At 67.3% G+C, this 13745-nt stretch carries 9 protein-coding genes; all 9 read left to right on the forward strand.

Annotated features, from left to right (window positions below):
* The first annotated feature begins 7 nt into the window (after window positions 1–7).
* The 9 genes from M1D87_RS11250 to bcsC are packed head-to-tail and all read left to right on the forward strand — an operon-like array spanning window position 8 to window position 13717.
* Entirely contained in the window at window positions 8–1498 is a 1491-nt protein-coding gene (locus M1D87_RS11250; protein WP_123084413.1) for a BcsE family c-di-GMP-binding protein, read from the forward strand.
* On the forward strand, window positions 1495–1680 hold the full coding sequence (bcsF, locus tag M1D87_RS11255; RefSeq protein WP_039613316.1) for a cellulose biosynthesis protein BcsF: 186 nt from the start codon (window positions 1495–1497) through the stop codon (window positions 1678–1680). The genes M1D87_RS11250 and bcsF overlap by 4 nt, the downstream gene beginning before the upstream one ends.
* A complete protein-coding gene (gene bcsG / locus M1D87_RS11260; RefSeq protein WP_421091848.1) occupies window positions 1673–3292 on the forward strand; it encodes a cellulose biosynthesis protein BcsG in 1620 nt (539 codons plus the stop codon). Before bcsF ends, bcsG begins: the two co-directional genes overlap by 8 nt.
* Window positions 3289–3507 carry a cellulose biosynthesis protein BcsR gene (gene bcsR, locus M1D87_RS11265; protein ID WP_025339608.1) on the forward strand — a complete coding sequence of 73 codons (219 nt, stop codon included), beginning with the start codon at window positions 3289–3291 and terminating at the stop codon, window positions 3505–3507. The genes bcsG and bcsR overlap by 4 nt, the downstream gene beginning before the upstream one ends.
* Window positions 3504–4211 (forward strand): cellulose biosynthesis protein BcsQ, encoded by a 708-nt coding sequence (gene bcsQ / locus M1D87_RS11270; protein ID WP_123084411.1) that lies wholly within the window; start codon window positions 3504–3506, stop codon window positions 4209–4211. The genes bcsR and bcsQ overlap by 4 nt, the downstream gene beginning before the upstream one ends.
* Window positions 4208–6817 carry a UDP-forming cellulose synthase catalytic subunit gene (bcsA, locus tag M1D87_RS11275; RefSeq protein ID WP_421091847.1) on the forward strand — a complete coding sequence of 870 codons (2610 nt, stop codon included), beginning with the start codon at window positions 4208–4210 and terminating at the stop codon, window positions 6815–6817. The genes bcsQ and bcsA overlap by 4 nt, the downstream gene beginning before the upstream one ends.
* On the forward strand, window positions 6817–9096 hold the full coding sequence (bcsB, locus tag M1D87_RS11280; RefSeq protein ID WP_407682541.1) for a cellulose biosynthesis cyclic di-GMP-binding regulatory protein BcsB: 2280 nt from the start codon (window positions 6817–6819) through the stop codon (window positions 9094–9096). The genes bcsA and bcsB overlap by 1 nt, the downstream gene beginning before the upstream one ends.
* On the forward strand, window positions 9096–10211 hold the full coding sequence (bcsZ, locus tag M1D87_RS11285; RefSeq protein ID WP_123084408.1) for a cellulose synthase complex periplasmic endoglucanase BcsZ: 1116 nt from the start codon (window positions 9096–9098) through the stop codon (window positions 10209–10211). The genes bcsB and bcsZ overlap by 1 nt, the downstream gene beginning before the upstream one ends.
* Window positions 10199–13717, forward strand: coding sequence for a cellulose synthase complex outer membrane protein BcsC (gene bcsC, locus M1D87_RS11290; protein ID WP_123084407.1), 3519 nt, complete (start codon window positions 10199–10201; stop codon window positions 13715–13717). The genes bcsZ and bcsC overlap by 13 nt, the downstream gene beginning before the upstream one ends.
* Window positions 13718–13745: the final 28 nt, after the last annotated feature.

A 13745-nucleotide genomic window follows, 5' to 3' on the forward strand; every position in this document is an offset into this window, starting at 1 on the left:
GAATGGAATGCCGTGGTTGGCTATTTCAGGCTTAGGCGCCGAAAGCAGCCAGCTTCATGTACAGGGACTGTATTGGTTGGCCTGTGACAGCGCAGAAGACGCCACCTTGCTATGCCGCCAGGTGGTTGGGGGGCTGCCCGAGCACGTTCGGGCAGCCCTTGTCGCCGATGCGCAAGCCATCGGTGATGTGCTGGGTGCGCTCGATGCCGCGCAGGGCCCCGGCGCGCTGGCGCTGTACGAAGCCAACCCGCAAGCCGTCTGGCATCTGGGCGATGACCTGCCGCGTATCGACGCCGCCGGGCGGGTGCTGGTGCTGCTTGCGCCTGCAGACGTCTGGGGTGCCGGCAACATCGAAAACTGGTGCAACGCGCTGCGCCCGGTCTTGTCGGCCGAGGCCGCGCTACTGCTGGTCATCAGCAGCGGCCAGAGTGTCGGGCTGGTAGAGCGCCTGCGGGCGTTCAACCAGGGCGTAGATGGCCTGGCCCAGGTGTACCGCGGCAAAGGCGGGGTGCGCTACCTGCAGCATTTCTGGAGCAACTCGCTCGGCAAAACCGGTACGCGCGATGTGGAACTGATGCGGCTCGAAGCGGGCTTCGCCGCCCTCGGGGTGCCGCAGGCACCCAGCGACACCGGTGGCGACGAACTGTTGTGCCTGGCCCAGCTCCCGGTACTGGAAGGTGCGCCAGCCTTCTCTGAGCACTGGCAGGTCTGCGAGAGCCTTGAGGAGCTGGGTGCCAAAGCAGGCAGGGCGGTTTCCGCCACGGTCATCTTTGCCATGGACGGCGGGCAGCGCCTGGATAGCCTGGCGCGCCAGTTGCACCGCTTGCGCCAGTTGCGTGGCAGTGCCCTGAAGCTGGTGGTGCGCGAGATGGCACCGACCCTGCGCTACCAGGATGAACAACTGCTGCTGGCCTGCGGGGCCAGCCAGATCGTGCCGTTCGGTGCCAGCCTGTCGCGCTTCCTGACCATGGTCGAGAGCATCCAGGGTTACCTCTGGCGGCGGCGCCTGCCAAGCGATTTCGATGCCTTGCTCGCACGTCTGCGGCCGCTTGCCATCTGCGGGCTGGTGGCGCCGCGCGCGTTCGCCGAAGCGGTGCAGACCATGTGGCACGGGGTGCGCAACGGAGAAATCGCCCACCAGTTGCTGGTGTTGCGCCCCGCCCCTGGGCTGACCCCGCTGCAAGCTTGCTCGCGCACGGTGTTCCGCCGCGACGGCGATATCGCCTGCGTGGTGGGCGATGTGCTGTTCCTGTTCCTGTTCGCCTGCCGCTCCGAAGGCGTCGAGCAAGCCCTTGACCACATCTTTCAGTTGTCGTGGAAAGAGTTGTTCATCAGCCAGGAGGTGCTTGCCGGTGTCGACAGCCTGGCCACCCCGGCCTTCCTCGACGATAGCGTGCCACAGCCACCCCGGCTCGACGCGGCGGCGCAGCTGCCCGCCCAGGCCAGGCCGGCCCTGGCACCGCGCCGGGTGGCCCTGGGCAAGCGGGGTACGGCATGAACTTCGTGCAACTGCTGCAAGTGGTCGGCATCACGGCGCTGGTCACCTTGGCGCTGGCCCTGCTGCTGTTGCGCCTGCGCGCCACGCTGCGCGGCTGGTTGCGCCGCCGCCTTCCACCCCGTTACCTGAAACCGCTGGGCGTACGCCACCGCGCTGCACGCCAGGAACCCCGTAATGACTAATACATCCGCCACCCTCCCGGTACCGGCCCGCTGGCCTGGACTGGGAGGGTGGAACCTCTATTTCCTGGCCAAGTTCCTGTTGGTCGCCCTTGGCATGCTCGACTTCCAGGCGCTGCCGAACCTGTTGTTCGCCGCGTTTCTGCTGCTGCCGTTGCCGGGCAAGTGGCTGCGAATCGCGCGGCAACTGGTGGCCGTACCGGTCGGCATCGCGTTGTTCTACCAGGACACCTGGCTGCCGCCCTTCAGCCGCCTGCTGGCGCAGCCGGGAGTGTTCGATTTCTCGTGGGACTACCTGCTCGAACTGCTCGGCCGCTTCATCAACTGGAACCTGCTGGGCGCGCTGGCGCTGTTGCTGGTGGGTTACCTGTACCTGCGCCATTGGCTGCGGCTGAGTACCTTGAGCCTGCTGGGGCTGGCATGGCTGGCGGTCGGCGGCCTGCCAGCGCTGGGGTTCAATGCGGGCCAGGCGCCTGGCGCCGCGGCTGCCAGCCCCACCGAGCAGGCGCAGGCCAACGCGGTTGCCGACAATGCCACGCTCGACAGCTGGCTCGAGCGGTTCTTCGCCAGTGAGCGTGAACGGGTGACAGCATTCCCGGCCATGAAGGCTGATGAGCAGCCGTTCGACCTGCTGGTAATCAACATCTGCTCGCTGGCCTGGGATGAACTGTCCGCCGTCGGGCTGAGTGACAACCCACTGTTCTCGCGCCTGGACGTGATCTTCGACCAGTTCAACTCGGCCACGTCCTACAGCGGGCCGGCCGCCATCCGCGTGCTGCGTGCCAGCTGCGGGCAGTCGTCCCACACCGGCTTGTACCAGCCTGCCCCGGAGCAGTGCCTGTTGTTCCAGAACCTGGCCAGGCTCGGCTTCCAGAGCAACACCTTGCTCAACCACAGCGGCCGCTTCGACAACTTCATCGGCGATATCACCCAGCAGCACATGCCGCAACCCGGCCTGCGCAATACCGACTTCCCGCGGGCACTGGTCGGCTTCGACGGCTCGCCGATCGCCAGCGACCTGGAGGTGCTGCGCCGCTGGTGGGGGCAGCGCAAAGGCGCGCCGGCCGAGCATGTGTCGCTGTTCTACAACAGCATCAGCCTGCATGACGGCAACCGTATCGTCACCGCCGACGGCGGTACCCGCGTGGCCGATTACGCCACCCGCGCCACCCGGCTGTTCGGCGAGCTTGGCAGCTTCCTCGATGAACTGGAGCGCAGCGGCCGCCGCGTGGTCGTGGCCATTGTCCCGGAACATGGCGCCGCGCTGCATGGCGATCGCATGCAGCTGTCGGGCATGCGTGAAATCCCCACCCCATCGATTACCCATGTGCCGGTGGGCCTGAAGTTCATCGGCATGGGCCAGCCTGCCCGCAGCGAGCCGCTGCATGTCTCGGCACCCACCAGCTACCTGGCGCTGTCCGAGCTGATCTCGCGCGTGTATGCGGGCCTGGGCCAGCAGCAACTGCTGGATGTGCCCAGCCTGCTGAGCGACCTGCCGACCACCGAACAGGTCGCGGAAACCGCAGGTGCGCAAGTACTGAACTACCAGGGGCGCGCCTACATGCGCCTGCAAGGCCAGCCCGACTGGCAGCCTGTTCCGAAGGAGCGCCCATGATCACTGGCAAGGCAGACCCTGCCGACCGCAGCGACGATATCGCCCAGTTGCGCCAGCACCTGGATATGCCAGACCTGAACTACCAGGACATCTCATTGCTGGTGGGTGTCCAGCAGGCCTTGCAGCGCTGGCCACTGCTGGGTGAAAGCTGCCGAAGCAGCGCCCAGGGAACGTTGTACACGGCGGCGCCGCGGCGTCAGGTGCTGTCGCCATGACCAGCCTGGCGTTGCACGGCGTTCGCGGTGGCCTGGGGCGCAGTGCCTTGCTGGCCGCGTTGGGGCATGCGTTGCAGGGCGTAGGTGAGCGGGTGCTGCTGGTCGACCTGTGCCCAAGCAACCTGCTCGGCCTGCACTTCAATCTGCCCCTCGACACGCGCGAGGGCTGGGCGCTTGCCGAGCGGGAAGGGCGGCCATACAGCGATGCCATGTACGAGGTGCTCGATGGCCTGTGCCTGATGCCGTTCGGCAATCTGCCTGCCGGCACGCGGCCGCCGTTGCACGATGCAGAAGCCTGGCGCGCGCGCCAGGCCGAACTGGCCGAACACTTCGACTGGTTGCTGTTCGACCTGCCGCAGCTGCCGGCCGGTGCCGCTGACCAAAGTGTCGACACTGATGTGCGGGTGTTGGTGGCCGAGGCCGAAATGGCCAGTCATCTGCTGCTCGGGCGCCGGCAGGTCGAGCACTACGACCTGTTGCTGGTCAACCGCTACGACCCCGCCAGCCGCTTGCAGAGCGACCTGCTGATGGTGTGGCGCGACCTGTTCCGAGATCGCCTGCCAATCCAGGTGGTGCACCGCGACGAGGCCTTCCTCGAGGCCCTGGCGTGCAAGGCACCGCTTGGCCACTACGCGCCGCAGAGCCTGGCTTGCCGGGACGTGCAGAGCCTGGCGGTGCGCTGCCTGACGAGGCGCCAGTCGTGACCCTGACCCCTCTGTCGGCCTACGCCTGGTTCCGCACACGTGGCGCGCGGCAGCCGGTTGCGTGGCTGTTCACCCTTGGCGTGTGGCTGGCCTTCCTGTTCCTGCGCCTGGAATCGCCTGCCTGGCAAGCCCTGTTGGCCGAGCGGCAGCGGCTGTACCCGCAACTGGCGGGCAAGCGCCCAAGCCTGGGCGACCCGCTGCGCCTGCTGATCCAGAGCCTGTGGTTGCTGGTCCGGCGCCAACCGCTGCCACGCGAACCGGGGTTTGCCCGCCGTGCCTGGAGTGCAGTGCGTGCGCAGCTGCGCGGTATGCGCCAGGTGCTGCGCCGTTACCATGGCCTGCTGATCGACCGCCTGCAACAGCTGCCTGCGCGCTACCGCGCCAGCGCTTTCAAGCAGCAAGCCTCGGCACGCCTGCGCGGCTTGAGCGTGTTCGCCCGGTGGGTTTTCTACAGCGTGCTGACCCTGGGCGCCATCGGCCTGGCCGTGCTGTGCGTGACCGAACCGTTCGGCTACCTGGCGCAGCTGGTGTTCATCTGCCTGCTGCTGGGCATTGCCCTGCTGGTGCGGCACATGCCGGGCCGCTTCCCGACCCTGATGCTGATCGTGCTGTCGACGCTCATCTCCTGCCGCTACCTGTGGTGGCGCTACACCTCGACCCTGAACTGGAACGACACCACCGGGCTGGTGTGCGGGTTGATCCTGCTGGCGGCAGAAACCTATTCGTGGTTCGTGCTGATCCTGGGCTACATCCAGACCAGCTGGCCGTTGCAGCGCAAGCCGGCGAACCTGCCGGGAAATCCGGCGCACTGGCCGACCGTCGACCTGATGATCCCCACCTACAACGAAGACTTGTCGGTGGTGCGCACCACGGTGCTGGCCGCCCTGGGCCTGGACTGGCCGCGCGAGCGCCTGCGCATCTATATCCTCGACGACGGCCGGCGCGAGGCGTTCCGTGCGTTCGCCGACGAAGTGGGGGTGGGCTACATCGTGCGGCCGGACAACAAGCACGCCAAGGCCGGCAACCTCAACCATGCGCTGGGCGTGACCGACAGCGAGCTGATCGCCATTTTCGACTGCGACCACGTGCCGGTGCGCTCCTTCCTGCAAATGACAGTCGGCTGGTTCCTCAAGGACTCGAAGCTGGCATTGGTGCAGACGCCGCACCATTTCTTCTCGCCCGACCCGTTCGAGCGCAACCTGGGCTCGTTCCGCCGTCGCCCCAATGAAGGCGAGCTGTTCTACGGCCTGATCCAGGATGGCAATGACATGTGGAACGCGGCGTTCTTCTGCGGCTCGTGTGCCGTGCTGCGCCGTACCGCGCTGGAGAGCATCGGCGGTTTCGCCGTCGAAACCGTGACCGAAGATGCCCATACCGCCTTGCGCATGCACCGCCAGGGTTGGTCATCGGCCTACCTGAGCATTCCGCAGGCGGCCGGCCTGGCCACCGAGAGCCTGTCGGCGCACATCGGCCAGCGCATTCGCTGGGCCCGGGGCATGGTGCAGATCTTCCGTACCGACAACCCGCTGTTCGGCCGTGGGCTGAGCCTGTTCCAGCGAGTGTGCTATGCCAACGCCATGCTGCACTTCCTGGCCGGCCTGCCACGGCTGGTGTTCCTGACTGCGCCGCTGGCGTTCCTGTTGCTGCATGCCTACATCATCTACGCCCCGGCGTTGATGATCCTGCTGTACGTGCTGCCGCACATGATCCACGCCAGCCTGACCAACTCGCGCATGCAGGGCAAGTACCGGCAGACCTTCTGGGGCGAGGTCTACGAGACCGTGCTGGCCTGGTACATCGCCCGCCCGACCACGGTCGCACTGTTCGCGCCGAAGAAGGGCAAGTTCAACGTCACCGCCAAGGGCGGCCTGATGGAGCAGGAGCAGTTCGACTGGCGCATCGCCCAACCCTACCTGTGGCTGGCGGCGCTCAACGTGGCCGGCCTGGGCTTCGCCGTGTGGCGCCTGTTCACCGGCCCGGCGGCGGAAATCGGCACGGTGATCGTCAGCTCGCTGTGGGTGATCTACAACCTGCTGATCATCGGCGCCGCTGTCGCCGTGGCTGCCGAAGTGCGCCAGGTGCGCCGCGCCCACCGGGTGCAGATGCGCTTGCCGGCGGGGCTGGTGCTGGCAAGCGGTCACGCCTACCCCTGTACCCTGGTCGACTACTCCGACGGCGGTGTCGGGCTGCAATTGCACCGGGGCCTCGAGTTGCAAGCGGGGGAGCGGGTACGCCTGCTGCTCAACCGCGGCCAACGCGAGTTCGCCTTCCAGGCCTGTGTCACCCGTACCGTCGGGCAACACGTGGGCCTGGTGTTCCATGACCTCGGCCAGCAACAGCGTATCGACCTGGTCCACTGCACCTTTGCCCGTGCCGATGCCTGGCTTGGCTGGAACGAGCAGCATGAGGTCGATCGCCCGCTGCGCAGCCTGGTCGACGTGCTGAAGCTGGGCGGTGTCGGTTACCTGCGGCTGGTCGAACACTTGCCGCCATGGGTGGGGGCGTGGCTGCGCCCACTGCACGCGCTGGCGAACTGGCTGGCCAGCTACAGGCCGCGCACACCGCGGCCTGTCCCTTCCTTGAACCCTGTTGATCGAGACGCATGATGACTGGTTATCCCGCGCGTACCTGGGGCCTGGCGATGGCGCTGCTTGCTGCCTTGTCGCAAAGCGCCGCTGCCGCCTCTGTCGCCCCGCTTGCCGAGCCAGCCGTACCCACGGTACCGAACTGGCCGGTTGCGAAAACCTTCGAGCAGCTCGGGCATGCCTCCGACAGCCTGCTGCTGGGGGTGCGCAACAGCGAGCATATCGAATTCGGCCTGCGGCGCGACCGCCTGGCCACCGACGCCAGCCTGCAGCTGGACTACACGCCATCGCCCGCGCTGTTGCCGAACCTGTCGCACCTGCGCGTGTACCTGAATGACGAACTGATGGGCGTGGTGCCGGTGGAAAAGGACCAGCTTGGCCAGCGCGTGCGCCGTCAGCTGCCGCTGGACCCGAAGCTGCTCAGCGATTTCAACCGGGTACGCCTGGAGTTCGTCGGGCATTACACCGACATCTGCGAAGACCCTGCGCACAGCGGCCTGTGGCTGAACCTGAACCGCAAGAGCCAGGTGCAGCTGCACGAACAGGCCCTGGCCCTGGACAACGACCTGGCGTACTTCCCGCTGCCGTTCTTTGATGTGCGCGACACCGGCAAGGTAACGCTGCCGGTGGTGTTCAGCGGCGTGCCCAGCCTGGGCGAGCAGCGTGCGGCGGCGATCCTGGCGTCCTACTTCGGCAGCCAGGCCGGTTGGCGCAAGGCGACTTTCCCGGTGCTGTACGACAGCCTGCCGGCCCGTGGCGACAAACCCACGCCGAGCATCGTGTTTGCCAGCAACGACCGTCGCCCGGCCTTCCTTGCCGACCTGCAGCAATTCCCGCCGGTCGACGGCCCGATACTGCAGATGATCGACCACCCGGACGACCGCTTCAGCAAGGTGCTGCTGGTGCTGGGCCGCAACGACGATGACCTGGTCAAGGCCGCCTCGGCGCTGGCGATTGGCAACAACCTGTTCCGCGGTGCCCGGGTGAAGGTCGAGCAGATGACGGCACTGCAGCCGCGCCAGCCTTACGATGCGCCGAACTGGACACGCACCGACCGCCCGGTACGCTTCGCCGAGCTGCTCGATTATCCCGAGCAGCTGCAGGTCAGTGGCCTGCAACCGCGGCCGGTGACGCTGGAGCTGAACCTGCCGCCGGACTTGTTCGTCTGGCGCAACCAGGGCATTCCGCTGCGTACGCTGTACCGCTACACGGCCCCGGCAGTGAGCGACGAATCGCGCCTGAGCATCAGCGTCAACGACCAGTACATCACCAGCATGCCGCTGGTGGGCAATGACCGGCGCGGCGGTACGCTCGAGGAAATGCGCCTGGCGGTCTTGTCTGGTGACAACAGCGCATTGACCGAGAAGTCGCTGGTACCGGCGTTGAAGATCGGCGACCGCAACCGCCTGCGCTTCGATTTCAGCTTTGCCAGCACCCTGGGCAGCGCCCAGCGCGACCGCTGCCAGACCTCGTTGCCGGTGGATGTGCGCGCGGCGATCGACGACAACTCGACCATCGACCTGTCCGGTTACCACCACTACATCGCCATGCCCGACCTGCGCGCATTCGCCCGCAGCGGCTTCCCGTTCAGCCGCATGGCCGACCTTTCCGAAACGCTGGTCGTCATGCCGGCCAAGCCCACGGCGATGCAGGTGGGCACCTTGCTCGATGCGGTTGGCGGGCTGGCCGGGCAGATCGGCTACCCGGCGCTTGGCCTGCGGCTGGTCGATGACTGGAAGCAGGCCGCAGCGGCCGATGCCGACTTGCTGCTGCTCGGCAGCCTGCCCGAGGCCCTGGGGGATGCGCCAAACCTTGGCCTGCTGCTCAGTGCCCAGCGGGACTGGCTGCTGCAGGGCCGTAGCACAGGGCTGCCGGGCAGCCAGCGCTTCGATACCGCGCCGGTGGCCGCGAGCAGCCGTGTGGCAGTCAGCGCGCAGGCGCCGATTGCGGCCATCACCGGGCTGAAGTCGCCATTCCACGAGCAGCGCAGTGTCGTCGCCCTGCTGGCCAACAGCGATAGCGACCAAGCGTTGCTGCGCGATGTGCTCGGCGATGTGGGCAAGCTCGATGCGGTGGCCGGCTCGGTGACGCTGGTGCGCAGCAGCGGCGTCACCAGCCAGTTCGTCGGCGAGCACTACTTTGTAGGCGCGCTGCCGTGGTGGCTGCTGCTGTGGTTCCACCTGTCCGAGCACCCGGTACTGCTGGCGGCGATCGCGGCCATTTGCGTGGTGCTGTTTGCCTTCCTGTTGTGGCGGGCACTGCGCTGGGCAGGCAAGCGCCGCCTGGGTGAGGCGGGGTGATGATGCGTCAGTTGCTGGCGGGGCTGGTCGCCTTGGGCCTGCCCGTCGTCACGAGTGCCGCACCGGCTTGCAAATGGCCGGCCTGGGACCGCTTCAAGGCCGAACTGGTGAGTGTCGACGGTCGGGTCATCGACCCGAGCGACGAGCGCCTGATCACCACCTCGGAAGGGCAGAGCTATGCGCTGTTCTTCGCCCTGGTGGGCAATGACCGGCAAGCCTTCGCGCAGTTGTTGCGCTGGACCGGCAACAACCTGGCGGAGGGTGACCTGGCCCGGCATCTGCCCGCCTGGCTGTGGGGCCGTAACGGCCAGCAGCAGTGGCAGGTGCTGGATGCCAACAACGCCAGCGATGCCGACCTGTGGATTGCCTACAGCCTGCTGGAAGCCGGGCGGCTGTGGGACGAGCCGGCCTACACGCAGCTGGGCCAGCGCCTGCTGTGGCGTATCGCCGCGCAGACAGTGCGCAAGCTGCCGGGCCTGGGGGTAATGCTGCTGCCGGGGGACTATGGCTTCGAGGATGCCCGCGGCGCCCGCTTGAACCCCAGCTATTTGCCGCTGCAGTTGTTCGATCGCTTCAGCCTGGTCGACCCGTTGTGGGGCGAGCTGGCGGCCAACACGCGGCGTTTGTGGCTGGCTTCGTCGCCAAAGGGCTTTGCCCCGGACTGGCTGCTGTGGACGCCAGCCGGTGAACTGGCAGCGGACCCGCAACATGGCAGCGAAGGTGACTACGACGCCATCCGCGTCTACCTGTGGGTCGGCATGCTGGCCAAGGACGCGGCAGGGCGTGCCGAGCTGGTGGCCCACTACGCCCCGATGGCGGCATTGACCATGCGCCAAGGGTTGCCGCCAGAGCATGTGGATGCGCACAGCGGTGTTGCCAGCGGCCATGGCCCGGCGGGTTTCTCTGCGGCGTTGCTGCCGTTGCTGGCGGCATCGCCGGAGCACGTCGCGGGCCTGGCGGCCCAGCGTCAGCGCCTGCGCGAACAGCCAGTCGAAGCCAAGGCCTATTACAGCCAGGTGCTGGCGTTGTTTGGCCAGGGCTGGGACCAAGGCCGTTACCGTTTTGACTCGCACGGCCGCCTGTTGCCGGCCTGGAGCGCGCCATGCAGCGAATGATCGGCGTGCTGATGCTGGCGGCAGTGACCTGCCAGGCCACGGCACAACCCAAGGATGCCGGCGAACAGCGCCAATGGCTGCTGGACCAGGTGCGTCGCGGCGAGGCGCTGCATCGTGACGACCTGGTGCGCGATGCACTAGGGCGGCTGCAATTGCTCGAGCCGCGCAACCCGGATGTGTTGCTGGCGGCCCTGAGCCTGGCATTGCGCGAAAAGAACAGCACCGAGGCCGAGCAGTTGGGTGCGCGGATCAGTGCCATCGCGCCTGGCAGCTTGCAGGCACGCCAGGCCAGGCGCCTGCTCGAGCTGCAGCAGCCGGAGCGCGTGCGGCAACTGCAGCAGGCCCGCCTGTTGGCGGTCACCGGGCGCAATGAAGAGGCGCTGGCGGCCTATGAGCAGTTGTTCGCTGGTGAACCGCCAAGCCTGGAATTGGCCCTGGACTACTGGCGCGTGCGCGGCAACCTCCCGGGTCAGCGCCCTGAAGCGATCAGGCAGCTGCAGCAGCTGGACCAGCAGTACCCGGGCAGTGCCGGGCTGCGCCAGACCTTGGCCGGTTGGCTGTTCGCCGAAAATCGCGACCGCGAAGCCTTGGCCTTGCTCGACCAGCTGTCGCGCGACCCTGGCGCACGGGATGCCGCTGCCCAGCGTGAGTTCGACTACCTGTCCGGGCAAGCGGTGAGCGCCGCCGGCGCGGCGGCCTGGCAAGCGTTCCTCCAGCGTTACCCGGCTTCACCGTTGCAGGCGCAGGCCAGCGAGACCCTGCAACAGCAGCGTAAACTGTTGGCCGACCCGTCCTGGCAGGCAGGTCAAAGGGGCAAGGCGTTGCTTGAAAAAGGCCGTAACGCTGAAGCCGAAGCACAACTGCGCCGGGCGCTGCGCCAGTATCCGGATGATGCCAGCCTGCAGGGTGCACTGGGCTATGCGCTGATGCGCCAGAGCCGCTACGAAGACGCCAATGCGGCGTTCCGGGCGGCAAGTGCCAAGGAGCAGGACACCTACTGGATCAGCCAGTGGAAGGACCTGGAGTCGTCCAGCCAGTATTGGGCCCTGCTCAACAAAGGTGAGCGGGCACTGCAGGCGAAAGACCTGCGCGCTGCCCGTGCCTTCTACCAGCAGGCACGCCAGCAGCGCCCGAAGGAGGAATACGCCTTGCTGGGCCTGGCGGATGTCTCGCTGGCCGAGGGCGATACAGCGGCCGCCGAGCGGCAATTCCTGCAGGTTCGGCGCATGGCACCGGATAACGAAAGTGCCGTGCGCGGCCTGGTGCGTGTGTACCAGGCGCAATCGCCCGACAAGGCGCGGGCGTACCTCGACAGCCTGTCGCCTCGGCAGCAAGCGCAGTTCGCCAGCCTGCGCCGCAGCCTGGAACTCGCACGCCTGCGCCAGCAAGGTGACCAGGCCATGCAGCGTGAGGACTGGGCGGCTGCCAGCCAGGCGCTGGGCCGGGCCACGGCCTTGGCCCCCGATGAGCCCTGGCTGGTCTACCAGCTGGCCAGCAGCCTGCGCCACCTGGGGCGCACCGCCGAAGCCGACGCGGCATTCGCCAGCATCGTGCAGCGCCAGCCGGGCGACCCATCTACCCGTTATGCCCAGGGCCTGTTCCTGGAGTCCAGCGACCGCGATGCGCTGGCCCTGGACAGCCTGGGCGCGGTGCCGCAGGGGGCCTGGAACGCTGACATGCATGCACTGGAGCAGCGTATCCGCCGCCGCATGACCCTCGCCTCGGCGCAGCAGCTGCAGGCGCAAGGCCGTACGGCTGAAGCGACCCGCCTGCTCGAGGCCAGCCTGGCGCGTGGCGAAGGCAGCACCGACGACCTGATGCTACTGGCAGACTGGGCGGCGGCCAATGGTGAGCCTGGCAAGGCGCGCGGTTATTACCAGCGTGTGCTTGCCGTGCAGCCTGGGCAACCCCAGGCACGCCTTGGCGTGATCGAAAGCGCGGTGGCCGAAGGCAACCTGGCACAGGCCCGGCACATGCTGGCTGTGCAGGTACCGCAACTGGCTGCCGATGACAGCAACGCCCAGCGGCGCCTGGCGGCTGTCTGGGTCGCCTTGGGCGAATACGACCAGGCGGCCAGAATGCTCGACCAGATCGCAGCGCAGCAGCCTCGCCCCGATCCCTTGTTGCGGCGCGACGCTGCCCGCCTGGTGGCGCAGGATGACCCACAACGGGCGCTGGACCTTTACGCCGCAGCGATGGCCGATGCGCAGATGCTCGAGCGTGCTGCCGTGTCGCCACGGGATGACCGCGCACTGACGCTGGCCAGCCGTGAGCAGGATGACGACGACTGGCTGGCACGCAGCCTGCGCAGCGACGTCGATGCGCTGTATCGCCAGCGCAATACCCATGTGACGTTGATGCACGACTACGGTTGGCGCGAGGACGACGGCACGCCGGGCACGTCCGAACTGAGTACCCAGTCGACCCTGCTGCATGTCGATACCCCTTGGCAGGACGGCACCGCCTTTGCGCGGGTGGAGCGCATCGGCATGGATGCGGGGTCGTTCGAGCAGAACGACCAGGGGCGCTATACCCCGGATTTCGGCAGCTGTCAGTTTGTTGGCAGCACCGCTGACGGGAGGTCGCTCCCCGCATGCAAGGGCGGTTCGCAAACGGCGGACGGTAGCGTGCTGGCGCTGGGCTGGCAGGGCAGCCGCTGGGCCTTCGACCTGGGCACTACCCAGGGCTACGCGATCAACAACTGGTTGGGTGGCGCCACGGTCAACGGGGACCTCGGCCAGCTTGGCTGGTCGCTGACCGCTTCGCGGCGGCCGATGAGCAACTCGCTGTTATCGTTTGCCGGGGCACGTGACCCGCGCACGGGCGTGCGCTGGGGTGGGGTCACGGCCAATGGCACCACGCTCGGCCTGAGCTGGGACCAAGGCGGTGACAATGGCGTCTGGGCCAGCCTCGGGCACCACTGGCTGTATGGCGAAAACGTCGCCGACAACCAGCGCACCCGGGCCATGGCCGGCTGGTACCACCGCGTGGTGGAAAAAGCCGATGAGCGTGTGCGCGTGGGCCTTACGTTGATGCACTGGCGTCACGACAAGGATCTGGGCGGCTACAGCCTGGGGCAGGGCGGCTACTACAGCCCGCAGCGCTACACATCGGTGGGTGTGCCGGTCAGTTATGCCTGGCGCAACTACGACTGGTCGGTGCTGCTGGAAGGCTCCGTCAGCTGGTCACAGGCCCACAGCGGCCGCAGCCGGCTGTATCCGGACACGCACGTCAACCGCAAGGTGCTGACACAGTATGACGTTGGCTCCAACATCGACGCCATGAACGACGCCAGCGACAGCAGCGGGCTGGGCTACCGCCTGCGCGGGCTGTTCGAGCGGCGCCTGAGCGACCGTTGGGTGTTGGGCGGCGGCTTCGACTGGCAGCACAGCGACGACTATGCGCCTAGCCATGGCATGCTCTACCTGCGCTACCTGTTCGAGCCGTGGCGGGGCAACCTGGCGCTGCCGGTGACGCCGCTGGAGCCCTATAGCGAGTGGCGTTGATTCCGAATGCAGACGCTGTGTGCGGATT

The sequence above is a fragment of the Pseudomonas sp. SA233 genome (assembly GCF_054792385.1).